We start from the raw sequence: 26533 nt of genomic DNA, 5'->3' as shown, positions 1-26533 counted from the left end.
CTTAATTAAAAATACCAGATGCGTTTAATATTCCTATAATCTGTTTTTTCGAAGATTTTTCTAATAGAAATTTAAATTGAACAATGAAATTAACTTCTAATAAAAAGAATTACAAACTAAAGGAGAGATTGGCATGAACACAAATGAGAAGGTTAAAATTCCGGAATACACTCATGAACCTTTCACAGACTTTTCAAGAAGTGAGAACAAATTAGCATTCGAAGAAGCTTTAGCTTCCGTTAATTCACAATTAGGTAAAGATTATCCTCTTGTAATCGGAGGCGAATACATTACAACTCATGAGAAAATTGACTCTATTAATCCAGCTAATAAGAATGAAGTTATCGGAAGTGTTTCAAAAGCTAATAAAGAATTAGCCGAAAAAGCGATGCAAGCAGCACTTACCTCATTTGGAACATGGAAAAATCAGGATCCAGAGTTAAGAGCAGATGTCCTGTTTCGCGCTGCCGCTATTATTCGTGAACGCAAACATGAATTCTCAGGATATCTTGTTAAAGAAGCGGGGAAACCGTGGAAAGAAGCTGATGCGGATACCGCGGAAGCTATTGATTTCCTTGAGTACTATGCACGGCAAATGGTTCAGCTAAAAGAAGGAGCGAAGGTTAAAAGTCGGGAAGGAGAGATTAACAAGTATAATTACATTCCGCTTGGAGTTGGCATTATAATTTCTCCGTTTAATTTTCCATTAGCGATCATGGCGGGGACAGCAGCTGCCGCTATTGTAGCTGGCAATACCATTCTGCTTAAACCTTCTAATAATACACCGGTAGTGGCAGCAAAATTTGTTGAAGTTATGCTGGAAGCGGGTCTTCCTAAAGGTGTACTTAACTACATTCCAGGAAGTGGATCAGAAGTAGGTGATTATCTTGTCGATCACCCTAAAACTCGTTTTGTATCATTCACTGGATCCCGCGAAATTGGTTGCCGAATTTATGAGCGAGCAGCTAAAGTACAAATGGGTCAAATTTGGCTGAAGCGTGTTATTGCTGAGATGGGAGGGAAAGATACAGTCGTTGTAGATAAAGACGCTGACTTAGATCTAGCGGCATCTTCAATAGTTTATTCTGCATTCGGATTTTCCGGACAAAAATGTTCCGCAGGTTCTCGTGCAGTTGTACATAAGGATGTTTATGATGAAGTGCTAAAAATAGTTGCAGCATTAACAAATACACTTAAGGTTGGAAGCCCTGAGGACATGGATACCTATATGGGTCCTGTAATAGATCAGACATCCTACAACAAAATTACAAATTATATTAGCATAGGTAAGGAAGAAGGGAGGTTAGTGACCGGCGGAGTTGGAGACGACTCTAAAGGATACTTCATTCAGCCAACTATTTTTGCTGATGTGGACGAAAAAGCACGTATTATGCAAGAAGAAATCTTTGGTCCTGTACTTGCCATTTGCAAAGGTCGTGATTTTGATCATATGATGGAAATCGCCAATAATACTGACTATGGATTAACAGGAGCGTTAATCACTAATAATAGTAGTCATATTGAACGTGCAAAAAAGGAATTCCATGTGGGGAATCTTTATTTCAATCGTGGATGTACCGGAGCAATAGTTGGATACCAGCCATTTGGAGGCTTCAATATGTCTGGAACGGATTCTAAAGCTGGAGGTCCTGATTACCTCATTTTACATTTACAAGCGAAAACAACAGGGGAGATTATTTAACATAAAGTGGGCAGCTTTCAAAACGCTATCCTTAAATAGATACAATTTATAGGGGGAGTATTCATGCTTGCTGAAGTTTCAAAAAATGTTTTTCTATATGCTTCACAAAACAAATTGTTTAATAAGGGAGCCAAGAAATGGGGTTTGAAATTGGGAGCTTCTCAGGTTGTAGCGGGGGTTACTATTGAGAGCGCCATTAAAAAGGTTCGTGAGTTGAATCAAAAAGGAATAGTTTGTACATTGGATCATCTTGGAGAATTTATCTCTAGCAAGGAAGAGGCTTCGGAAGCAACGGCATATAATATTAAAACGTTAAAAGCAATTGCGGCATCAGGGGTCAATAGTAATTTATCGGTAAAAATGACACAGCTTGGTTTAGATATAGATTTAGACTTTTGTCTTACTAACATGCGTAGAATCCTTGATGTTGCAAAAGAAACAAACAACTTTGTCAGGATTGATATGGAAGATTATGCACATTGCCAAATGACGTTGGATATATTGAGGGAGCTGCGTAAAACGTATGATAATGTAGGCACAGTAATCCAATCCTATTTATTTCGAGCTGAACAAGATGTAAAAGACTTAAGAGGAATACCTCTTCGTTTAGTAAAGGGTGCTTATAAAGAATCTTCTGAAGTAGCTTATCAAGAGAAAGAAAAGATAGACGAAAATTATATGAATATAATTAAAGAGCATCTGCTTAGTGGAAGTTATACGGCTATCGCTTCTCATGATCACAATATAATCGCAAAAGTAAAGGAATTTGCGAAACAGCATAATATTCCTTCAAATCAATTCGAATTTCAGATGTTATATGGTTTTAGAAAGGAAATGCAGCTTAGTTTGGTACAAGAAGGTTACAAAATGCGCGTTTATGTTCCTTTTGGTGATGATTGGTTTGGATACTTTATGCGCCGGCTGGCAGAAAGACCACAAAACGTAACATTTGCCCTTAAAGGATTTTTCTCAAAGTAATATAAATACCAAAGTAATATATAGTATAAATTCTATTAATCCTTTTATAAAAACCTAAAGTAAGAGGATTACTATTAGAAACTATCTATATATTTTAAAAAGACTGTTAATTTGAAAAATAATCTGGTAATATAAAAATAAATACAGTAATACTTAAATATTTTTAAGTGTTTAAAAACCTGTACATCCTAGTAATTACTACAAGCAAGTTGGAGGTATTCGCGTGGAAGAGGAAATTTCTCAAAGAATCAGGCAGTTACGAATGGAAAAAAAGCTAACATTGAAGGAGATGAGTAAAAGAACAGGTTTATCGGTCAGTTTTTTATCACAAGTAGAACGGGCTTCCTCATCAATTGCCATCACATCATTAAAAAAAATAGCAGATGCGGTTGATGTTCCTATATCCAGTTTTTTTGAAGATTATGAAAACAAAAATTATCATGTGAAAGCTGACGAACAAAAACCTTTTCGGATTGAGGGGTCTGGAGCAATTTACACGAGACTCGGTGGAGAATTTATGGGAAGAACAGTCGAACCAATGTTGATAGTTTATCCTCCAGGTCAACCGAATGAAAAGAAGATAAATCATCCAGGAGAAGAATTTTATTACGTACTTAAAGGAGTTATGCTCGTTGAGGTGGATGGTAAGGAGTACATCATAAAAGAAGGAGACTCCATTCACTTTCCTTCCACTACAGCACATAAAATGACTAATCCGCTTGATCAAGATGCTAAAGTTCTTTGTTTTGTAACACCGGTATTATTTTAAAGGCTTAATCAAATTATGTTGAAAAACTTTAAAGATGGGTGGTTAAATCATGAGAGTTGCAACAGATATTGGAGGAACATTTACTGATTTAGTTTTTGTCGATCAACAAGGAAAAATTGGAGTGGCCAAAAGTCATACAACCCCTCCGAATTTTGAAAAAGGGGTGCTGGATGTAATCAACGTAAGCGGGATCAATACTGATCAATTAGAAACGTTTATTCATGGCACCACAGTCATCATTAATGCACTAACTGAGCGAAAGGGCGTAAAGACAGGTCTAATCACAACAAAGGGATTTCGTGATGTGTTAGAGATCGCACGTGGAAATCGTCCGGATCTTTTTAATATTCATTATGAAAAACCGCTGCCTTTTGTTCCGCGTTATTTACGTCAAGAAGTGGAAGAGCGTATGAACTATAAAGGTGAGGTAGTCCAAGCATTACATAAAGAAAGACTAAAAGAAATTATTGAGTACTTTAAAAAGGAAAAAGTGGAAGCGATTGCAATTTCGTTTCTTCATTCTTATAGTAACCCAGTTCATGAAATAGAAACTGTCGAGTATATTAAGGAATTATGGCCAGAAGTGGCTGTTACAGCTTCACATGAAGTCACAAGAGAGTGGCGGGAATACGAGAGGACAAGCACAACTGTTTTAAATTCTTATGTTAAACCTATCGCTTCATCTTATGTAGATCGCCTTGAAAATAAATTAAAAGAAGTTGGGAATAAGTCAAATAAATATATTATGCAATCAAATGGAGGTACAACTACATTTGAACAATCCAAGCAAACACCTATCAATATGGTAGAGTCAGGTCCGGTTGCAGGGATCTATGGTTCAGCCATTCTAGGTAATATTCTTGGTGAAAAGAACATTATTGCTTTTGACATCGGAGGAACAACAGCAAAATGTTCATTAATTGATAACGGTGAAGTAAAAGTAACAACCGAATACAACATTGAACGTACCGACCGAACAGCAGGATATCCGATTAAGGTTCCTGTGGTGGACATTGTGGAAATTGGGAATGGAGGGGGATCTATTGCATGGATTGATGAAGGAGGATCCTTGCGGGTCGGCCCTCAATCTGCAGGTGCATTGCCTGGGCCTATTGCTTACGGAAAAGGTGGAACAGAACCTACTACAACAGATGCAAACCTTGTAGTTGGAAGGCTTTCCCCTAAAAATTTTGACAGTGAAGTAGATATGGAACAGGTGAAAAAAGCTATCGGTGAAAAAATTGCAAAGCATTTTGATACTTCTGTTGATGAAGCTGCACTAGGAATTATCCGTATAGCGAATTCCAATATGCTCAATGCACTTAAGCTTATTTCTGTAAGAAAAGGCTATGATCCGCGTGATTTCGCTTTAGTTGCCTTTGGAGGAGGTGGCTCCATGCATGCTCCTGCGCTTGCTAAGGAGCTTGGGGTTCGAAAGGTTATTGTGCCAGTAGCCACTTCGGTTTTTTCAGCTTGGGGAATGTTGATGACTGACTTGCGTCATGACTATATACAAACATTTATCCGCCGTGTTGAGGGCATTGATTTTGATGAACTTAACAAAACATTAGGTAATCAGGAAGCTAGTGCAATTGATCAGTATAAAAAAGAGGGCGTGAAAGAAGAGAGTGTACTTTTCTCACGTTTTGTGGACTTGCGCTACGTCGGCCAGGAGCACACAGTAAAGGTTCCTGTTCCGAATGGACAAATAAGCAATGAAAACATGAAACAGGTGATCCAGAAATTCCATGAGGCACACGAACAATTATATACATTCAAACTAGAGGAATCACCAACAGAGATTGTGAATTTGCACCTAATCGCGCTAGGTTCGGTTAAGAAGCCCGAGTTGGCAAAGCTTGAGAATGTTGGAGGGACGTTACAGGGTGCTTTGATAGAAGTAAGACCTGTTCTTTTTGAAGAACATGGTTGGATCGATACAAATGTGTATAACAGAAATAATTTAAGCCCTGACGCAGTAATGGAAGGACCAGTTATAGTGGAAGAGCAATCAGCATCGACGGTGGTTTATCCTGGTCAAACAGTAACCGTAGATGCATATGGCAACTTAATCATTGAGACAGGAGTGTAAAATCATGGAAAACACAGTTGTTTCAAAAGTAGATCCATTTACATTAGATATTGTAAAAGATTCCTTGGTAGCTATTGGAGAAGAAATGTTTTATGCTTTGGCACATACATCAATGAGTCCTGTAATTTACGAAGTATTAGATTATGCGAGCGGATTAACGGATTCGAAGGGCCAGTTGCTTACCCAGGGAAATGGAGTGACTGGTTTTATCGGGATGCTTTCCTTTATGGTGCGTCAAACGATTGAAAAGTTTAAAGAGTCTGGTGAATTAAAGCCTGGGGACATTATTCTCATTAATAATCCGTACGGTGGAGGAGGCTCCCATCTTTGTGATGTAGGTTTAGTTATGCCGATTTTCTATGAAGGTGAGCTAATCGCATTTTCTGCTAATAAAGCCCATTGGACTGATGTTGGAGGAAAGGACCCAGGTTCAATGGCGACGGATTCTACAGAAATATTTCAGGAAGGTCTACAATTTCCTTCTATTAAAGTATTTAACGAAGGTAAAGTGAATCAGTCAGTGGTCGATCTTATTGCAGCAAATGTCCGCTTTCCAGATCTCTCATTAGGTGATCTTTGGGCACAGGTAGCGGCTTTGAAAACGGGTGAGAAACGTGTACAGGAATTGTGCAAGAAGTATGGTAAAGATGTTGTAATTGACTCTATCAATCATTTATTAGATCATGGCGAACAACTAGCTCTCAAAGCACTAAAAGAACTACCAAAGGGTACGTTTGAAGCAGTAGATTACATTGACGATGATGGCATTGAAGAAGGCCCATTCAAAGTACAAGTAAAGCTGACTATCACTGATGATGAATTCCTTTGTGACTTCAGAGGAAGTCATCCTCAAGTAACAGGGTCAATTAACAGTTCTTACACGGGGTTAGTCTCAGCAGTACGCACAATTTATCTAGCTGTAACAAACCCTTCTCAAGATGTTAACGACGGTTCATTCCGCCCACTTAGAGTCCTTACGGATGAAGGGTCCATTTTCAATGCTGTAAGACCTGCCCCAGTTTCTATGTATTGGGAGTCAATGCTTTTTGGGACTGACTTGATTTGGAAGGCGTTAGCTCCTCTAGTCCCTAATCGTTTGTCTGCAGGGCACTTCCTATCAGTATGTACGGTTATACTTTCAGGAAAACATCAGGATACAGATGAACGATTCCTGATTGTTGAACCTTCTGTTGGAGGTTGGGGAGGAGCAGAGGGGTTGGATGGAGCATCTGGCCAATTCTGTATCTTAGATGGGGAGACATTTAACATCCCGGTAGAGGTATGTGAAACAAGAAATGGTGTTTTAGTCGATGTGTATAGTTTACATACCGATGGAGCCGGTGCGGGTGAATTCCGCGGAGGACAAGGGGTTGTACGCTCTTATCGTGCTCTGACTGATAACCAAGTCTTCACTGCTTCCTTTGGCCGTCATAAATACAAAGTTTGGGGTGCAAATGGAGGCGAAGATGGTTCTACTAATAAATTTGAGATCAAAAAAGTAAATGGGGAAACAGATGGTCCATTTGGAAAGTATAATCAGTACCCTTTAAATAAAAATGATGTCGCCCGTCTAATAACTGCCACAGGTGGCGGTTATGGTGATCCTTTAAATAGACCTATTGAAAAAGTTGTCTTTGATGTTAAAAACGAATACATCACAGTTGAACAAGCAGAACGCGATTACGGAGTTATTATAGATCCAGATACACTAGAAATAAAAGAAATCTCTAAAGAGCGTCAAGTAAGGGAGGCGGGATAAATGCAGGTGGTTACTGTAAACAAAATTAGAAAAGAAGATCGCCCGGGGATTACAATGAAAACTATTTTTGATGAATCAATCATTGAAGGTGGACGCACTATGATGGGTACTGTCTCGATTCCTGCAGGCGCCAGAATTCCAATTGAAGGATTTGGCGCTCACGAACAAGATGAATATGGACTTGTTTTAAAAGGTTCAATTCTTACAATGAGCGGTGGAAAAGAGTATAGAGTTTCATCTGGTCAGGCTACTTTTATTCCTCGAGGAGAGGAACATTGGGCATATAACGATGGTCAGGAAGATTGCGAAATAGTTTGGATTCTTGTAAATAGATAAATTTATAGTTCCGTAGTTGCTCAACATAAAAACTTACAATAAAACAACTAGAAGAGGTTGACTCAAAGGGGTCTTTCTCCAAAACACACACGGTATATAAAGCAGCGATTATTATTAGTTTGCGTTATAGTGAAAGTGGTCAGGGGTAAGTACTTTTCCTTTTAGTCAGCCTTTTTCTTTCTTATTATGCTATAAAAATATTTACATATTTATAGGGAGGCATTGAATTGATATATCAAAAACGAATTGAAAAAGTTCAAAAACTATTGGAGGAAACAAGGTTAGATGCTGCAGTTATAACCTCTCCACCTAATTTTTTCTATTTTAGCGGAACCTGGCTTGACTCCCATGAGAGGTTACAGGCTATCGTTATTCCTAAGTTCGGAAAAGCAGTAATGGTTGTGCATGAAATGTCTAAAGAAGAAATACCTCCTACTAATTTATTTGACATGGTATTTTGGAAAGACGGAGACTTTTCACTCGAAGTGCTAGCAAAGGTTCTCCCTGAAAATGGGACGATTTCAATTGATAATCATTGGCCAAGCCAAAATTTACTTTTGTTGATGGGGCTTAAAGATCAACTAGAATTCGTCGATAGCAGAAAAACAATTGGAAAGGCGAGGTTAAATAAAGATCCTCAAGAAGTGGAACTACTGACAAGATCAGCTGCTATTGCAGATATGGTAATGAAACAAATTATTAACTTTATTAAGCCGGGACTTAGTGAAAAAGAGGTTGCAGATGAATTAAAACGTCTTTTTGCGTTACATGGGGTAAATGAATTATCTTTTAATCCGATTGTGGGTACAGGCCGAAATGGAGCTATTCCTCATCATCAATCTGATGACACCATTATTGCTGAGGGAGACTTGGTAGTCATCGATATGGGAGGCATTAAAGATCACTATTGTTCTGATATGACAAGAACTGTACTAGCTGGAGGAGAAGCAACCAAAGAAATGAAAAAAGTATTCGACTTAGTAAAGCATGCACATGAAGAAGCGGTGAAGGCTGTTAAACCTGGAGTTTCACTAAAAGAAATTGATCTAACCGCCCGGGAAATTATACGTAAAGAGGGATATGGTCCTAATTTCACGCATCGAACAGGACATGGATTAGGAATTGAGGTTCATGAGGAACCCTTTGTGACTTCCGACAACGACCAACTCCTTGAAGAGGGTATGGTCATTAGTATTGAACCAGGCATTTATTTAAGTGGTCAATTTGGGGTGAGGATTGAAGATATAGTATTAGTGACCGAATCGGGGAGTAAAAGTTTTAACAATGTTACCCGTACCCTTATTAATACTGTAAGCGGAGAAGCTTTAACAGTGTAGCAGTACATTCTAAGTTTGTTAATGACAGATTATATAAAAAACATTCTGAATGTTATGAAATATACAAAAGATACAATGATACTTAGTTAATCTTATAAAAGAAGGGGCCGGTTTTTTTGACACAATACCAAATAGGAATTGATATAGGTGGTACATTTACGGACTTGGTTCTTTATGACAAGCAAGAAGGAAGCTATAGGACTGAAAAAATCCTCACAACGACAAAGAACTTAGCTGACGGGGTATTGGAAGGGATGCAAAATCTAGTTGACGATTTAGAGGACATTGATTATTTTGTCCATGGAACTACCGCTGGACTAAACGCTTTTCTTGAGCGTAAAGGTTCGAATGTAGCTTTAATTGTGACAAAGGGCTTCAGAGATGTATACGAAATCGGACGAGCAAATCGACCGGACATGTATAGTATCAAATACCGGAAACCTGAACCATTAGTAAAACGTCGAAATATATTTGAAATCGAGGAACGGGTTCTTTCTGACGGTTCAGTGGAAACACCCATCAACTTAAAACAATTGGATGAGGTAATAGAGAAGATTATTGAAAAAGGATTTAACTCCGTTTCAATAAGTCTATTACATGCTTATAAAAATCCTGAACACGAGGAAGTAATAAAGAATGTTATGAAGAAAAAGGCCCCGCAAATGTCTGTTTCACTTTCTCATGAAATTGCACGTGAATGGCGTGAATACGAAAGGACCAGTACAACAGTGATCAATGGTTACATTGCTCCTATCGTTGAAAGCTATCTTTCAAGTTTAGAGGATAGAACAGAGTCATCTGGTTTGGAAGGTGACCTATACATCATGCAATCAAATGGTGGTGTTATGACTTCAGGGGTTGCTAAACGGATGCCGATCCAAACATTATTGTCAGGACCTGTTGGCGGTGCAGTAGGAAGCATTACTCTTGGGAATTTAACGGATTATAAAAATTTAATCTGTGTTGACATGGGAGGAACAAGCTTTGATGTAAGTCTTATAATCGATGGTGAGCCTGATGTAACATCTGAAACTAGCCTTGAAGGGTTCCCAATCTTGACCCCCATGGTCAATATTCACACAATTGGGGCAGGTGGTGGTTCCATTGCCTGGATCGAAGGTGGCGGACTAAGAGTAGGACCGAAAAGTGCAGGTTCAGACCCAGGGCCTGCTTGTTATGGAAATGGCGGTACACAAGCGACAGTAACCGATGCAAACCTAGTTCTTGGCCGTCTGGACGAGGACGGATTTCTTGATGGAAAAATGAAGTTAAACAGGGATGCAGCATATAAAGCCATAAAAGATATTGCTGACCGCTTAAATTTAGGTATTCTTGAAACAGCAGAGGGCATATGCGATATTGCCAATGCCAAAATGGCAGATGCAATTCGAACCCTAACTGTTAGTAAGGGAATTGATCCACGAGATTTTGCCCTTGTCGCATTTGGGGGAGCCGGTCCAATGCATGCTGTATTAATAGCCGAACTTCTTGGGATAACGAAAATCCTGGTTCCAACCGTAGCAGGAACTTTCTCAGCATGGGGTATGCTTCAAACAGATATCCGCCATGATGCAGTGCGTACCTTTGTATCCGCATTAAATAGCGAAGACAGAAGAAAAATGGATGTTCTTTATGAAGAAATGGAATTAGAAACGAAGACGATTTTAACTCAACAAAGGGTTAAAGAAGAGAATATGATTCTGCAGCGCACCCTTGATCTTCGCTATGTCGGTCAGGAGTATACCGTAAATGTTCCTCTCCAAGATACCAATGAGAGCGGATCTTTAATCCATATTATTGACCTTTTCCATGAGATGCATGGCAAAATTTACGGTCACAGTAATCCTGACGGAATGGTAGAAGCGGTAAATATACGTATCACAGGATATGGCAAGCTGGAAAAAGAGGATAAAGAGCAAAAACACAGCATATCAAAGGCAGCTGAAGATATCACTGTTAGAACTAAGAAACATGTAACCTGGAATGGTGTAATTAAAAATACACCGGTTATTAAATCTGAACTTTTAAAACATGGTCATTGTTTTTATGGACCTTCTATCATTGAGAACCCAAGTACAACAACAGTTATTCCTGAAGGTTATCGAGTAGAAGTAGACCGACTAGGAAACCTTGAAATAACTAGGGAGGGAAAATGAGGATGGAGACGAAGTCGAGTGTTCAAATCTATCAATTTTTAGAAAACCCCATAACAACAGAAATCATTAGAAATGCATTTTCTTCAGCTGCGGAGGAAATGAATGCAAGTCTGGCTAGAAGCTCTTTCTCTCCTATTATTTACGAAATGAAGGATTGCAGTGTCGGAATCTTCAATAGACACGCAGAATTACTTGGCCAGTCTGCGGGGCTTCCTATCTTTCTTGGAAATTTAGATGACTGTATAAAGATTAACACAAATCATATTGGGGGGATTAATAATTATAAGCCTGGTGATGTGTATATAATGAACGATTCTTATCTAACTGGTACGCACCTTAACGATATTACCGTAATCTCCCCAGTGTTTTATGAGGAAGAACTTGTTGGTTTTACAGCTAATCGTGCACACTGGCTTGATGTTGGTGGACAGGACCCCGGGTTCTCCATGAACGCGACAGAAATTTATCAGGAAGGCATAAGAATCCCTCCTACAAAAATCTATGATGCAGGGGTGCCTCGAAGAGATGTTATTAATCTGCTAACTACTAACAGCCGATTTAGTGATGCTGCATTAGGGGATCTTAATGCACAGATTGCAGCCTGCCGTACTGGGGAAAAAAGATTTCATGAGATTATCAAAAGGTTTGGACTTGAGACAGTAACCCGTTCTATTATCGATATATTTAAGCAGTCAGAACTTTTGGACCGAGAAATGATTGCTAAAATCAAAGATGGTGTATATGAAGCGGAAGGGTGCTTGGATAATGATGGTGTATCAAGTGAACCAGTAAAGGTTAAGGTTAAAGTTATAGTTGAAGGTGAACATATTACTATCGACCTTACAGGTTCGAACGATCAAGTTAGAGGGATGACTAACTGCGGATTGGCCCAAACAGTATCAGCTTGTCGTGTAGCGTTTAAAGAATTGATAAGTCCAGATGCCCCTGTGACAGGAGGGAATTTTAGAACATTAAAAGTTAATGTTCCAAAAAGGTCGATATTCAGTGCAGAACAACCTGCAGCTTGTGTATTCTATTATTCTGCTTTAGGTCTTTTGATTGATCTTGTGGTAAAAGCTTTGTCACCTTCCCTTAAAGATAAGAGTGCGGGTGCTCATTATGGGGACTCTATGATCATAACGTTTGCCGGTAAAGATCCGCGAAGGAATTCTTCCTTCTTAAACGTAGAGGCGACTGCTGGCGGCTGGGGAGGATTCGCTGAGAATGATGGGCAATCAGGATTGATTAATAATGTGAACGGTGACTTTAAGAACTTGCCAATCGAAGTTCTAGAGGATAAATATCCATTTAAAGTGACTACTTATGGATTTCGTCCAAATTCCGGTGGACCAGGCAGTAGTCGCGGAGGTCTTGGTATTATTCGCGGCTATGAGGTTCTTACTGATGAAGCCTTTTTATACCTGTGGTTAGAAAGATCAGTAACACCTGCATGGGGGTTATTTGAAGGTGGAGAAGCATCAAAGCCAGATGTAACCATCTATGATGGCGTAAAGGAAGAAAAAGCCCTGAAAGCTAATGCAAAACCGATAAAAAATGGAAATAAGATAATCGTAAAAACTGGTGGAGGCGGTGGCTTTGGACACCCGTTCGAACGGGAAACAAGTCGCGTTCTTAATGATGTGATCGACGGATATATCGACCGTCAAGCTGCTTTAGAGCAGTATGGTGTGATTATTAAACCTGATAGGCTGGAAGTGAACGAACAGGAAACTGTAAACTATCGGACAACAAACAGGAATTAAACTGGCGGTGGCGGTGAAATATGAAACGTATATTAATTACCTTTGAGAATGGAGAAAGTTTCCCTGCCACATTAAAGGAGGACAAAGCCCCTCAGACTTGTGAAAAAGTTTGGGAGGCTCTCCCTTTATGTAGTGTTGTAAGGCATTCCCGATGGTCTGGCCGGGATTTGAACTTCGCCATTAAATCAAATGGCCTCCCTAAAAGAGAAAATCAAACTATATTTACAAGTATAGGGGAAGTTGTTTATTGGAGGGATTGGCCATTGGAAACTGACTCAAAAGTAAATGAGGTCATAGCAATGTATTACGGGGCGGAACATACTCGCAGCAATAAAGGTGATGAGCTGGTTAATGTATTTGCCCAAATTGATTACACGCATTTTGAACTATTGGAAACTGTAGGTGAGCGTATCTGGTTAAATGGAACTGAAAAAATAAAAATTGAGAAAATGATAGAAAATGAATAGAATATTAAAAATATTTATTTTTTTATGAAATAATTACAGCTATATAAAAACTTTTATGGTAATATTGTAAATAAGTAAAATGTTAGACAATTAAAAATATTTGATTAAAAAGGTGGATGAACAATTTGAAGAAGAAAATTTTATTTATTAATCCTTTACACACAGAGGTCTTTGATGAAGAATTTAGAACACAATTTGAATTTTTTAAAAGTCCAAATACGGAAGTTGATGTAGTTTCTTTTGCTGCTGGTGAAGGACCGATTCATGTTGAATATAACTGCTATGAAGCGATGGTCATTCCTGAGTTAATCAGGACGGTGAAGAAGGCAGAAGAAGATGGGTATGATGCAGCAATTATTGGTTGTTTTTACGATCCTGCTTTAAGAGCATGCCGTGAAGTAGCTGAAAAAATGGTCGTTACCGCACCGGCCGAAGCAGCTTTGCATATTGCGACAACTCTGGGGGAAAATTTTTCGATTCTAGTGGGCAGGAAAAAGTGGATTCCAGAAATGAAAGAAAATGTTCACAAATACGGATTTGCAAACAAACTAGCATCATTTAAATCGCTAGAGCTTGGGGTACATGATTTCCAGAAAGATCCTGAAGAAACAAAGAGGAGAATTAGAGCTGCGGCTAATGATGCCATTGAGAATGATGGGGCAGATGTCATCGTATTAGGCTGCACAGGCGAATTTGGCTTTTTTGAGGAATTACAGGAAGAATTGGGAGTACCAGTTCTTGATGCTAGTGTTGCTCCATTTAAATATGCTGAGTTTTTAGTTGAAGTAAAACAAAAATTATCATGGACCCATAGTAAAAAGGTAGGATATCAGTCGCCGCCGGCTAATGAAGTAAAGGAATTTAAAATATTCGATGGTTTAAAAATATAAAGAATATCTTAAATGGGGGGATGATTTTCATGGAGGCCAGAGCGCATGAAAAAAATAGATCGGTAGAAGTTGGATCAATATTTCAAACTATGCCTTTTACAAAAAGACATAGATTTGTAGGTTTTGCGTTATTCATGGCTTTTGTTATTGAGGCCTGGGAAATGATGATAATCATTATGATAAGTGGAAATATCGCAGCGGATTTTGGTTTAACATCCATTCAAGTGGGTTCACTAATAGGATCTATCTTTCTAGGAATGATACCCGGGACATATGTTTGGGGAATTATAGGAGATAAAATCGGTAGAAAGAAATCAATAATATACAGTTTGTTGCTTTATGGAGTTGTATCCCTCATCAGTTCATTTTCAGCAAATTATGAAATGCTTTACACATTACGTTTATTGTCCGGATTTGCTTTAGGAGGGGTGCTTGCTTGTATATTCCCCTATTTTGAAGAAATGCTCCCAGTGAAACAGCGTGGCAAAGCTGCAGTATATTTATCTGCAGGATGGCCAATTGGTACATTATTAGCCATAGGGTTAACTGCATTGCTTATGGATGTTGAAGGGATATTAGGCGGGTGGAGAGCGATCATATTCATAAGCTCCTTAGCTGGACTTTGGGCATTTGTTATTGCCAAAATTCCTGAATCACCATATTGGCTAGCAGGTAAGGGAAGAGTAGATGAAGCCAAGCAAATCATTGAAGATTTAAGTGAAGGAAAAACAAAAGTGGAATCAGGAACAGAACTGGTAGTTTATGAAGTTAAACAAGGAAGCTTCTTTGAAATATTTAAAGGTAAGCTGTTAACAACTACTGTTCTTCAAACAATCGTAAATTTTGCATTTTCTTTTGGATATTGGGGTTTATACACTTGGATCCCAACTCTGCTGCAGCAAAAAGGGTTATCAATGGGACAAAGTATGGGCTTTGTGGCTTTATCTGCTATTGCACAAATTCCTGGTTATTTGGTATCAGGTCATCTTACAAGTATATACGGGCGCAAAAAGGTTATGTTCGGATTTGTGACATTTGCAGCAATATTTGGTTTTGCGTTTGCCTATTCTTCTAATATGCTCCAGCTTTATATCTTTAACTTTGCTTTAGCTTTTTTCAGCTTAGGAGCGTGGGGTGTTTGGAATACGTGGTTCGGTGAAATTTATCCAACAAATGTAAGAGGAGTTGGATACAGCTGGGGTGTAGCTGGACAACGTTGGGCTAACACTGTGGCACCGTCTCTGATAGGTTTTGTTATTGGATTGGGGTGGGTGTTTGGCGCTACAGTATCATTTATCCAGATATTTATGGTCATCACTCTTATCACAATTCTTTTTATTAGAGAAACAGAAGGTGAAATTTTAAATTAACATCCTTATAGAATAAGGGATATGTTTGCAGATATTGCTTACCCGTAATTTAGTAAAAATCCTTCTTTATGGGTAGGCAATTATAAGATGAGATCATGGTCCTTATTTCAAAAGTCAATATGCGTAAGAAGATACTATGGCGGGTATTGGTTTATAAATTAGTTGGTAGTTAAGTATTGCATAATAAGGAGGAAAACAGATGACAGAACAGATTAGGATTGGTTTCGACGTCGGCGGAACATTTACCGATGGAGTGCTAATGAAAGGGAATCAAGTAATATCCAAGACTAAATCTTTAACAACGGAGGATATTACAACAGGTATCATTAATGCCTTGGATACATTACTTGAGCAGAGTAAGGTTGATCATTCTAAGATTGAAATGGTTTCATTAGGTACTACCCATACCACAAATGCCATTATAGAAAGACGAAATCTTGATAGAGTAGGAGTTTTTCGCATTGGAGCACCTGCAACAACGGCGATTCCCCCTATGACAGGATGGCCGGAAGATTTAATTGCTGCTCTTGGAGGTAAAGAGCATGTGCACATTATTCGCGGCGGATCAGAATATAACGGGAAAGATATTGTTCCTCTGGACGAAAAAGCAATCATGGACGCGGCTAAAGCAATGAAAGGAAAAGTTGGTTCAGTTGCGATCACGGGGGTTTTCTCGCCAATCATTTCAAAACATGAAGACAGAGCACTAGAGATTGCTAGGGAATATCTGGGAGAGGAAGTTTTTATCACTCAATCGCACAAAATTGCTTCCATATCTCTGCTAGAAAGAGAGAATTCAACAATATTAAATGCTTCTGTTAAATCAATAATGAAACGAGCCGTTGAAGCATTCAAATCTGCTGTTGCTGACAGAAATATAAATGCAAAATTATTTGTCGTCCAAAACGATGGAAGCGTTATGAATGCAGATCACGCTGTGGAGTACCCTATATTTACAGTTGCTTCTGGACCAGCTGCATCAGTAAGGGGTGCTGTTTATTTATCGGGTATTGAAAATGGTGCAGTGGTAGATGTTGGCGGAACTTCCACAGATGTAGCCTATATTGTAAACGGTTTTCCTAGAGAATCTTCTATTACGGTTAACATTGGCGGAGTTAAAACCAATGTACGCTGTCCTGACCTATTATCGATTGCTTTAGGTGGCGGTACGATAATAAAGTCACAGCAAAACAATGTAACTGGCCTTGGACCTGAAAGTGTTGGTTACAACCTGGTCAAGCTTGGCAAATCATTTGGAGGGCCAATTTTGACGGTGCATGATATTGCTGTTGCTACAGGTCGCTTAAGCAGCAAACTGGATATCTTTGATACAAACTATGTAACACATCCAGGTGTTATTAAAAATTTATCATCTGCTTTAGTAAAGGAAGCAAACGCCAGAATTAAGGAACGAGTTGAAATTGCTATTGATCAAATGAAAACAGAGTCCGGGTTGATTCCTGCAATTTTTATTGGCGGAGGAGCCTTAGCAGTCCCCCAACAAGACATAGAAGGTACCACAGAAGTAATCTTACCTAATCACTTTGAGGTTGGCGGCGCAATCGGGACAACTATCGCAGAAATTGGAGCATCTGCAGAAATGGCAGTTGACCTTGCTGTGGAAAATCGAAACGAAGCGATTGACCGTGTTGTAGCGCAAGCGAAAATGAATGTGCAAAATGCTGGAGCAATTGCTGGTACTGAAGAAATTATCGATGTTGAAGAGATCCCATTTGCATATATGCCAGGTAAAAAACAAAAAGTCAGGGTACGTGTAAAAGGCAAAGTATTTAGCTAAACAACTGAGGAGGGTATTTCATGAGTGTTTATGACATCTTAAAAGATTGGGGTATCAGTAATTATAGGGTGATAGATAAAAAAGCAATTGAAGAAATTACTTTAGGAGCCTCTATTTTAGCAACTGGAGGAGGCGGAGATCCAGAAATTGGTTTGTTATGGGCCTATAAAGTACTAGATGAAGGAAAAGATATCGTGATGATTGATCCGATGGATATCCCGGACGATATTCTGGTTGCAAGTCCAGCTTGTTTAGGTGCAGCCCTTGTTTTGACTGAAAAACCGCCAAATGAAGATGTATTAAATAAAGCAATCGAAACTCTTGAGACATATATGGGTAAAAAACTCCAAGCGACAAGTCCCTTAGAGTGCGGGGGTGTAAATTCGACCGTTGCGTATGCAGTTGCGGGTGAACTTGGATTACCGGTTATCGATGTAGATGGAATGAACCGCGCATTCCCAGAATTACAAATGACTTCTTGGGCAACTTCTGGGGTTCATGCTTCTCCAACTGTATCTACTGATGATCGGATGAATACAACAGTGATTGATACACAGGATGATGATTTAATGGCAGAATCAATCGCACGGAAAGTAGCTATGTCCTACGGTGGCATTTCATGGGTTGCCACATATACAATGACTGGCGCAGATGTGAAAAGAACATCCATCTTAAACTCACAGAGTATAGCATGGGATGTCGGGAAAGCAGTTTTGGAAGCGAGAAAAGGACACAATGATCCTGTTGAGCAAATCTTGGAAAGTATTAAAAACACGCGAAATATTGAAAGCTTTAGAGTATTCAATGGGAAAATCGTTGATATACAAAGAGAGTTCGGCGGCGAGATGAACAAAGGATTTTCACTTGGAAAAGTAATAATGGAAGGTATCGGTGATTACAAGGGACAAACAGCTGAATTAGATTTTCAAAATGAGTGGTTAAATCTACGGGTCAATAGCGAATTAAAATGTGTGACACCTGACTTGATTGCAATTGTTGATATTGAAACCGGTGAACCCATCCGCACAGATATCATGAAATATGGATATCGCGGATCAATCATTTTGATTTCTGCCCATGAACGGATGAAGACAGAAAAAGGACTTGAAGCGTTTGGCCCTAGATATTTCGGTTATGACTTTGATTATGTCCCTGTTGAAAAGTTAATGGAAAAACAAAAACAGGAGGCTAAATAATGAACAGCGAAATCATTCAATCTAAATTACGAGATGACAATAATAAGCTTGTTGTAAAGGCGATTCTAAATCAACCATATATTGAAAGAAAAGAATTGGCTAGTCAGCTGGGGTTTTCTGCTGAAGAGATAGACGAAATTTGTCAGCCATTAATTGATCATTTAATTGTTCTTGAACTTGCAAGCCAAGCGTCTAACAATATAGAGTCACGTGTTCCTAGAAAAGTTTACCTTTTAAATCCCGAAGTAGAACAAAGTATAAAAGATTCATTGTAAAAGTGATTAAATTAAGTAATAGCTGGTTAATTTTAAAAGCTTGATTTAAATTTAGCCAGCTATTAAAACTCAAAAAAGAACAGGTGAGTAACTTGGAAACCAAAGTTTTTACAGAGAGAATTGAACGAGCAAGAAAGGTAATGGAAAGGAAGGAGCTTGATCTTTGCATCCTGACAAATCGGTCCAGTATAAGGTATTTTAGTGGGCTGCGAATGAATACAGCAGCTTTTAGTATTTTATTAATTTCACAGGACGATATAAAGTATGTGGTTGCCAGATTGGACTTATTAAGGGCAGAAAGAGACTGCTGGATTAATGATATTATTTCTTTCCCCGAGGATACTCCTGATTACCTTAATATCTTAACTGACCATTTCAAGCAATGGAAAAACCCTAGAGTCGGAGTAGAGCTCCCAGAACTTAATTATGAAACATATAGGTATTTTCAAGAAAAACTATCAAATGGACACTTCATCAATATCGCAGCTGAATTGAAGTATTTACGAACAATCAAAAGTGATGAGGAAATAAAAATCATACGCGAGTCCGCTAACATTGCAGATAAAGCAATGAGGGAAGCACTTAAAGTTGCAAAAGCTGGGATAAAGGAATACGAAGTTACAGCAGTTGCTCGTTATACCCTGTTAAAAGAAGGTTCAGAAAATCCTTCATTTGAGCCTTTTCTTGCCTCAGGGGAAAACAGCTGGCTGCCTCAAAGATATTCATCTGAAAAGGTATTGAAACCTTATGAACTAAACTTGTTGGATATGGGCGGGATTTATAGAGGATATTGCTCAGATATTACACGAACTTTTTCTGTCGGTGAAACCACCCCTGAACAATATAGGTTATTTCATGAGATATTAACAGTCCAGCAAAATACAATCAAATCACTGCGTCCAGGCATTAGTGCTGGTGAAGTAGATTACATAGCTAGAAGGGCAATTGAAGAATTAGGATATGGCGAATATTTTCCGCATTTAACTGGCCATGGTTTAGGAATAGATATACATGAAGGCCCAATTATTGATAAGGAAAGGACCGATATATTGCAAAAGAACATGGTTTTAACAATTGAACCTGGCGTATACCTCCCGGGAGTAGGGGCTGTAAGGATTGAGGATATGGTACTTATTACTGATGACGGATACGAAATCTTAACCCAGACAAGGCGTGATCTTATCAATTAGTTTTTTTGGGGTTTTCCCGAGGAGGAGGAATGGACATGAGTGTTTACGAAATCCTGGAAAATTGGGGAGTTCGCGATTATAAAATATTAACGAAACAAGATATTGATGACATTACTTTAGGTGCATCGATCCTTGCAACAGGTGGGGGCGGAGATCCTGAAATCGGCCTATTATGGGCTTATAACGTAATTAATAAAGGAAAAGAAATCGTATTAATCAAACCTGAATCTATACCTAATGATGCAATGATTGCTATGTGCGGATGCTTAGGCGCCCCGGTTGTTTTGACTGAAAAAACCCCAAATGGCAATGAATTAAATACTGCATTCCAAAAGTTAAGTGGATATGTGGGCAAGGATTTTGCTGGGGTAATTCCTCCTGAGGCTGGCGGAGTTAATACAACTGTGCCAATGGCAGTCGCTGGAGAACTGGGCCTTCCTGTCATTGATGGAGATGGTATGGGTCGCGCTTTTCCTGAACTGCAAATGACTTCCTTTCATATAGGGGGAGTATCTGCCAGCCCGGTAGCGACTATCAATGAAAAAGGCTTTGCAGCTATTGTTGATTCTGAAGATGCTTACATGGCTGAAAATATTGTTCGACAAACAGCGATGGCATATGGAGGCATAAGCTGGATTGCCGGTTACCCAATGAATGGGGATCAAGTTAGGAGCACATGTATTCCAAACACGGTAAGTTTGACATTGGAATTGGGCAGAAGAGTAAGAGAAGCACGAGATGTTCATAATGACCCCATTGAAGTAGTTGAACGGATTACCGGAGGCTGGAGTGCTTTTAAAGGTAAGATTGTTGATATTAACAGAGACTTTGGTGCAGAAAGCACAAAAGGTTTTTCTATGGGGCAAATAGTGATGGAGGGTCTTGGTGACCATAAAGGCAATACTGCAGTCATTGATTTTCAAAATGAGTGGCTTAAGCTGACTGTTAATGGCAAATTGATCTGTCTGCCTCCAGATCTTATTACTATATTAGACTCTGAAACTGCTGAACCAATTCGAACCGATATTGTTAAATATGGATATCGCGGAACAGTTGTTGTCGTTCCAGCACATGAAAGAATGAAGACAGAAGAAGCGCTTGAGGTATGCGGTCCGCGGGCTTTTGGTTATGATTTGGACTTTGTTCCTTTGAAAAAGCCACTAGTCATTAAGTAGATGACTGGGGAATGTAAATAAACTTTAAGGAGGTGATTACCCAAGATAAATATATTTTGAGTTGCTTTTAACGATATTAAGCAATGATTAGAATTACTTCAATATACCCACTAGATACCTGCATAACCCACCTTCTAAGAAACTATCATAAAAGAAGCCAACCCCTAGATAAAGCTCTTTATAAAAATGAATACTGCAATTTGATTCTTTGTTAGTTTTCTGGAGATTTTAATCTTAAAAACCAAGGAGAGATGATTAAATGGATTTAAACAAATTAATAGCTGAAGCTTCATTTCCATGTGCTTATCTATCTTTAATATCTATGAATAAGAAGAGGGAGGGAGTGGCGTATGCGGATTTCAGTTGATGTTGGAGGAACATTTACCGATGTAGTAACTCTTGATCCAGATTCCGGAAATTTAAGACTTGAAAAAGTGGAAACTGTACCAAAAAATCCAGCAGGTGGTGTACTTGAAGGGTTTCGAAAGGCTGAAGTTAGTTTCAGTAATATCGATTACTTTGTCCATGGAACAACCCTGGGATTAAATGCATTGTTAACACGTACTGGAGCCGATGTTGCAATTATCACAACTAAAGGCTTTAGGGATGTGTATGAGTTAGGCCGCACTGATAGAGATGAAATGTATAACTTCAAATACCGGAAACCTGAATTATTAGTGCCCCGCCGTCATCGATATGAAGTTTCAGAACGACTGGACTACCAAGGTTCTGTAATTACTCCCTTTGATCGTGAAGAAGCAGTTAATTTGGCACAAAAACTGCGTGAAGAGGGCACTCCTTCTGTGGTTGTATGTTTCTTGCACAGTTACATAAACCCTAGTCATGAGCTGGAGATGGAAGAAGTACTAAAGCAAGAATACCCAGAAGTTTCCGTAACATTATCTCATAGGCTGACTCGGGAATATCGGGAGTACGAACGAACCAGTACAGCAGTCATTGATGCCTATATTAAGCCAATCATGCGTACCTATTTAGACCGACTAGGAAATGATCTACTACAAGAAGGGTACGGTGGTCAATTTTTGCTTACCCGTTCTGGCGGTGGCGCAATGACTGCTAAAGCAGCAAAGGAAGAGCCGGTGCATTCAGTAATGTCAGGACCAGCAGGAGGTGCAATTGGTGCTGCTTATCTGGCTGATCTTACTGGAAATCCCAATCTAATTACTCTCGATATGGGAGGCACTAGCCTTGATACTACAATGGTTGTAGATGGCCAGATATCAGTTGAAAATGAAGCAACAGTTGAAAGTTTGCCTATTTCTACACCGATGATTGATATCCGTACGATTGGATCAGGAGGAGGAAGCATCGCTTGGATTGATGATGGAGGCGCACTTCAAGTGGGTCCCAAAAGTGCAGGAGCCGACCCTGGTCCAGCTTGTTATGGTAAGGGCGGTAAAAATGCGACTTTTACGGATGCAGCTCTAACTTTAGGCTATTTAGATGCGGAAAACTTTCTCGGTGGAGCGATGACAATTGATCCTAATCTTTCTCGCAATTCTATAAACGAGTTAGCCGAGGAGTTGGAGTTAACAGTTGAACAAACTGCGGCTGGAATTGTTCGGATTAGTGAGGCAAAGATAACTGGTGCTATCAGGGAAATCTCAGTAGAACGAGGATTCCATCCGAAGGATTTTGCACTCCTTGGCTTTGGGGGCGGCGGTGGTTTAGTATCCTGCAACGTAGCAAGGGAAATCGGTATTCCAACTGTGGTTATTCCTCCAGGAGCAGGCAATTTTTCTGCATGGGGAATGATGATGGTTGATGTTGTTTACGATTTCGCTCAAACCTTTGTTAAGGGTCTTGAGAATGTAGATGTGGCAGAAATAAACCAGTTGTATGGAAACCTTGAGGCAGATGGACTTGAGTCCCTTGGACAAGACGGATTTTCCTCAAAGGATTGTCATTTTATCCGCTGGGCAGAGATGCGCTATGAAGGACAAGAACACACAGTTAAGATTGAGATTCCTGGTAAAGCTTTGAAACCTTCTGACATTCCAGAGATTGCTGAAAAATTTGGAAATGCCCATGAACAGCAATATGGACACCAAACGAAAGATCCTGTTGAAATTGTTACCCTTCGTGTTCGGGCTGTAGGTATACTATCTAAACCAAGGATTGCCAAACTTGAAGCAGGGAAAGGTGATGCTTCCGCAGCTTATAAAGATAGCAGACCTGTTTTCATAGCGTCCTTGAATAGAACTGTTAAATATGCAGTCTATGACCGCTCTGCCCTGCTTGCAGGTGACGAAATAGCAGGTCCTGCTATTATAGAAGAACCAAGTCATACTACTATTATGCATGCAGGAGATATTTTGACTGTTGGAGAGTATGGAGAACTTTCCATCGCTATTTACAATGATGGAGGAGGTAAATCATGACTAAGGATGCAGGGCTTAAAAATGTCGAAAAAATGAGTAACGGTAATCAGGGAGAACACATTCAGGTTCAGGTCATACACAACTATTTGCTTTCTGCAGCTCGTGAAATGATGCGGAACTTAAAGCGGACTGCCTTTGACACCATCATTTATGAGATTCAAGATTTTGGTCTGGGTATTTATGACCGTGAGTGCAGACTGTTGGCGGAATCACCAGGATTAGCTATTTTTACTCGGGGTAATGACTTTGCTCTCAGAAAAATGGTTGAATTTCTCGGTGAAGAAAACATTCACGAAGGGGATGTAATTCTTTTTAACTATCCATACTGGAGTTCAAACCACACCCTAGATGTTCTAGTCACCTCACCAATTTTCTATGGCGATGAGTTAGTCGGTTACACTGCATGTAAAGCCCACTGGCTTGACCTTAACCAACAAGACCCAGGTTATTGTTTGGATACCACTAGCATTCATAATGAAGGACTCATTCTTCCAGCGTTAAAGATTTACAAGCGCGGTGTCCGGGATCAAGAAGTGGAAAATCTTATTATGTATAATACCCGTATTCCAGATCGGGTAGTTGGAAACATGAACGCACAAATTTCTTGCTGCCATACAGGTGAAAAGCGAGTACAGGAATTGGTAGAAAAGTTTGGCCTTGATGCATTTAAAACGGCATCTCAGGAAATCTTGAATCATGGTGAACGAATTGCCAGGTCTCGGCTTGCCTCACTTCCAAAAGGAACATGGTCTGCTGAAGATTGGGTAGATGATGACGGAGTAGAGAAGGATAAAATGATTAAAATCAAGGTTACAGTCACAGTGACAGATGACGAATTTATTGTAGATTTTACGGGTACTGATCCTGCCGTAAAAGGTCCCGTAAATCTCCCAATTGGTATAACAGAAGGGGTTTCTGCACTAGCCTTTAAAGGTCTTACTACTCCAGATACTCCTGCCAACGACGGCAATTTCCGGCCGCTGCGAGTAATTGCACCTGAAGGGTCTTTAGTGAATGCACAGCATCCCGCTGCAACGTTTACAATCTGGCCATCCATACACATACCTGAGATTATTTGTAAGGCGCTGGCGCCAGCTATGCCAGATATTGTGCCAGCTTGTTCAGGCGGTGAAGTTGTCTCCGTAATGGGAGTTGGGACACACCCTGTTACCGGAAAAGTCTGGCTTGAAGCAACAAATGAGGCAGTGGGATTTGGCGGCCATGCTGGAGGGGATGGCGAAAATGCAATTATGCACTTGTCTGAACCAGGGTGCCGGAATAATCCAATCGAAGTATTGGAAAACAAGGCTCCATTGTTAATTGAAGGATACTTTCTTCGACAGGATTCATGCGGTGCCGGTGAGAACCGAGGAGGAGTTGGCGCCACCCGTGTTTATCGGTTCACAGCACCAGGCAGTGCTGTAACGATCTTAAAGAAAACAAAAACTCGCCCTTGGGCTTTGAATGATGGTTTAGAAGCAGAAGCTAATCATATCATTTTGCGTCCGGGTACGGATCGTGAGGTATTGACAGGTGCTGTAAATGAACCTCTTGAATCTGGTGAAGTCCTGATAAGCAGTGCTGGAGGAGGAGGAGGATGGGGAAATCCGCTGCACCGCAGCCCAGAAAAAGTACTTCAAGATGTTAGAGATGGCTATGTTTCATTGGATTCCGCAAAACGTGATTATGGTGTAATTATTGATACAGGTTCTTGGACTATTGATTATAGCGCCACATCCACTTTTCGGCAGAAACGATTGGGGGATAAGTAAATATGCCATTCATCGATTTGCATAGCGATATATTAGTTGACGTGATATGGCGTCGAAGTCAGGGAGAACGCCGAGTAATAGAGAATAGGCACTTGCCTGTCCTTCGTAAGTCAGGCATTAACGTGCTAGGTCTTACGATATGGATAGAATTAGATCAGGCACATCGCGCAGCCGAAAGAACCCGGGAAATGATGGAGACACTTTCTGCCGAAATTAGTGAATCTTCGGAAAAGTTGGCACTTGTAAGAACGCCGGCAGAGACTAAAGCAGCGATAGAATCAGGGAAGCTTGCAATCTTATTAACTATTGAGGGCATGGCTGCACTTGATGAGGATCCGACTTTATTTTCAGATTTATGTGGTCAAGGTCTAACTTCTGGCCTTATGACTTGGAATGAAGCGAATGCTTTTGCCAGTGGATTCCCAGGATATGATTATGCAGAGGCTAGAGCACTTTCCATAGCTGGAAAAGGATCATGGCTTTCAGGGCTTAATGGTCCGGGAGAAGAAGAAGTTTGTGGTCTTACTTCAAAAGGACGAATACTCCTTAATCAGATGGCAAAGGCAGGGGTCATGCTTGATCTATCCCATTTAAATGAAAAATCTTTCTGGGAAGCGATAAGTGAGTATCCGGGACCAGGAGTTTTTGCTTCTCACTCCAATGCCCGATCAGTGTGTGATATCCCACGGAATCTATCTGATGATCAGATAAAAGCCATTGCTGAACGGGATGGGATCATTGGGTTAAATGCGTTCTCCGCATTTGTAGATTCAAAAAGACCAGGAATTGATCGGTTCATAGATCACGCAGCTTACATTGCTGATTTGGTAGGAGTAAAGCATCTTGGATTCGGATTCGATTTCATAGACTATATGGATAATGAAGCACTAAAAAGCATCGGTGGAAAATTGCCGAGTAACCCTGAGTTGGATGGGGCTGCAGATGTCCCGCGACTTCTTGAGCAGATGGAAAAGCGAGGGTTCTCCTCCTTAGAACTTGAAGGGATAACTTGGGGGAACTTTGAGCGTGTTTGGAATTCAGCCATTACATTCTCATCAATTCTAAAGGGCAATAAAATAAAGAAATAGGCTACATTCAGTATTTTT

General features: G+C 39.8%; 20 protein-coding genes. All 20 read left to right on the top strand.

Features of this window, described 5'->3' with window-relative positions; translation table 11 throughout:
• The first annotated feature begins 133 nt into the window (after positions 1-133).
• The 20 genes from pruA to A361_RS15845 all read left to right on the top strand — a co-directional run bounded on the left by pruA (position 134) and on the right by A361_RS15845 (position 26515).
• Positions 134-1702: an L-glutamate gamma-semialdehyde dehydrogenase gene (pruA, locus tag A361_RS15940; protein WP_019382189.1), complete on the top strand. Its 1569-nt coding sequence runs from the start codon at positions 134-136 to the stop codon at positions 1700-1702.
• Between the two features lie 63 nt (positions 1703-1765).
• Positions 1766-2680 carry a proline dehydrogenase family protein gene (locus A361_RS15935; RefSeq protein ID WP_019382188.1) on the top strand — a complete coding sequence of 305 codons (915 nt, stop codon included), beginning with the start codon at positions 1766-1768 and terminating at the stop codon, positions 2678-2680.
• A 223-nt stretch (positions 2681-2903) separates the two neighbouring features.
• Entirely contained in the window at positions 2904-3449 is a 546-nt protein-coding gene (locus A361_RS15930; protein ID WP_019382187.1) for a helix-turn-helix domain-containing protein, read from the top strand.
• A gap of 49 nt (positions 3450-3498) precedes the next feature.
• Entirely contained in the window at positions 3499-5541 is a 2043-nt protein-coding gene (locus A361_RS15925; RefSeq protein ID WP_019382186.1) for a hydantoinase/oxoprolinase family protein, read from the top strand.
• 4 nt (positions 5542-5545) lie between these two features.
• A complete protein-coding gene (locus tag A361_RS15920) occupies positions 5546-7300 on the top strand; it encodes a hydantoinase B/oxoprolinase family protein (protein WP_019382185.1) in 1755 nt (584 codons plus the stop codon).
• Positions 7301-7636: a cupin domain-containing protein gene (locus A361_RS15915; RefSeq protein ID WP_019382184.1), complete on the top strand. Its 336-nt coding sequence runs from the start codon at positions 7301-7303 to the stop codon at positions 7634-7636. It begins immediately after the preceding gene.
• A 227-nt stretch (positions 7637-7863) separates the two neighbouring features.
• On the top strand, positions 7864-8973 hold the full coding sequence (locus tag A361_RS15910) for a M24 family metallopeptidase (RefSeq protein WP_019382183.1): 1110 nt from the start codon (positions 7864-7866) through the stop codon (positions 8971-8973).
• A 116-nt stretch (positions 8974-9089) separates the two neighbouring features.
• Complete coding sequence (locus A361_RS15905) at positions 9090-11129, top strand: hydantoinase/oxoprolinase family protein (protein ID WP_019382182.1); 2040 nt, start codon at positions 9090-9092, stop codon at positions 11127-11129.
• A 2-nt stretch (positions 11130-11131) separates the two neighbouring features.
• Entirely contained in the window at positions 11132-12892 is a 1761-nt protein-coding gene (locus A361_RS15900) for a hydantoinase B/oxoprolinase family protein (protein ID WP_157888547.1), read from the top strand.
• 20 nt (positions 12893-12912) lie between these two features.
• Positions 12913-13359, top strand: coding sequence for a DUF3830 family protein (locus tag A361_RS15895; RefSeq protein ID WP_019382180.1), 447 nt, complete (start codon positions 12913-12915; stop codon positions 13357-13359).
• Between the two features lie 125 nt (positions 13360-13484).
• Positions 13485-14249, top strand: a complete 765-nt coding sequence (locus tag A361_RS15890) for an aspartate/glutamate racemase family protein (protein WP_019382179.1) — start codon at positions 13485-13487, stop codon at positions 14247-14249.
• Positions 14250-14278: 29 nt separating this feature from the next.
• A complete protein-coding gene (locus tag A361_RS15885) occupies positions 14279-15619 on the top strand; it encodes an MFS transporter (protein ID WP_019382178.1) in 1341 nt (446 codons plus the stop codon).
• A gap of 199 nt (positions 15620-15818) precedes the next feature.
• Positions 15819-17417 carry a hydantoinase/oxoprolinase N-terminal domain-containing protein gene (locus A361_RS15880; protein WP_019382177.1) on the top strand — a complete coding sequence of 533 codons (1599 nt, stop codon included), beginning with the start codon at positions 15819-15821 and terminating at the stop codon, positions 17415-17417.
• Between the two features lie 20 nt (positions 17418-17437).
• On the top strand, positions 17438-18613 hold the full coding sequence (locus A361_RS15875; protein WP_019382176.1) for a DUF917 domain-containing protein: 1176 nt from the start codon (positions 17438-17440) through the stop codon (positions 18611-18613).
• Positions 18613-18888: a hypothetical protein gene (locus A361_RS15870; RefSeq protein ID WP_019382175.1), complete on the top strand. Its 276-nt coding sequence runs from the start codon at positions 18613-18615 to the stop codon at positions 18886-18888. The genes A361_RS15875 and A361_RS15870 overlap by 1 nt, the downstream gene beginning before the upstream one ends.
• Before the next feature lie 92 nt (positions 18889-18980).
• Entirely contained in the window at positions 18981-20078 is a 1098-nt protein-coding gene (locus A361_RS15865) for a M24 family metallopeptidase (RefSeq protein WP_019382174.1), read from the top strand.
• Between the two features lie 35 nt (positions 20079-20113).
• Entirely contained in the window at positions 20114-21253 is a 1140-nt protein-coding gene (locus A361_RS15860) for a DUF917 domain-containing protein (RefSeq protein WP_019382173.1), read from the top strand.
• Between the two features lie 350 nt (positions 21254-21603).
• Complete coding sequence (locus tag A361_RS15855) at positions 21604-23655, top strand: hydantoinase/oxoprolinase family protein (RefSeq protein WP_019382171.1); 2052 nt, start codon at positions 21604-21606, stop codon at positions 23653-23655.
• Positions 23652-25427, top strand: a complete 1776-nt coding sequence (locus A361_RS15850; protein ID WP_019382170.1) for a hydantoinase B/oxoprolinase family protein — start codon at positions 23652-23654, stop codon at positions 25425-25427. Before A361_RS15855 ends, A361_RS15850 begins: the two co-directional genes overlap by 4 nt.
• A gap of 2 nt (positions 25428-25429) precedes the next feature.
• Complete coding sequence (locus A361_RS15845) at positions 25430-26515, top strand: dipeptidase (RefSeq protein WP_026041733.1); 1086 nt, start codon at positions 25430-25432, stop codon at positions 26513-26515.
• The last annotated feature ends 18 nt before the right edge of the window (positions 26516-26533 follow it).

Source organism: Cytobacillus oceanisediminis 2691, assembly GCF_000294775.2.
Lineage (GTDB): Bacteria > Bacillota > Bacilli > Bacillales > Cytobacillaceae > Cytobacillus > Cytobacillus pseudoceanisediminis.
Note: the sequence above shows the minus strand (reverse complement) of the source record. Positions and strands in the feature narration are given on the sequence as shown.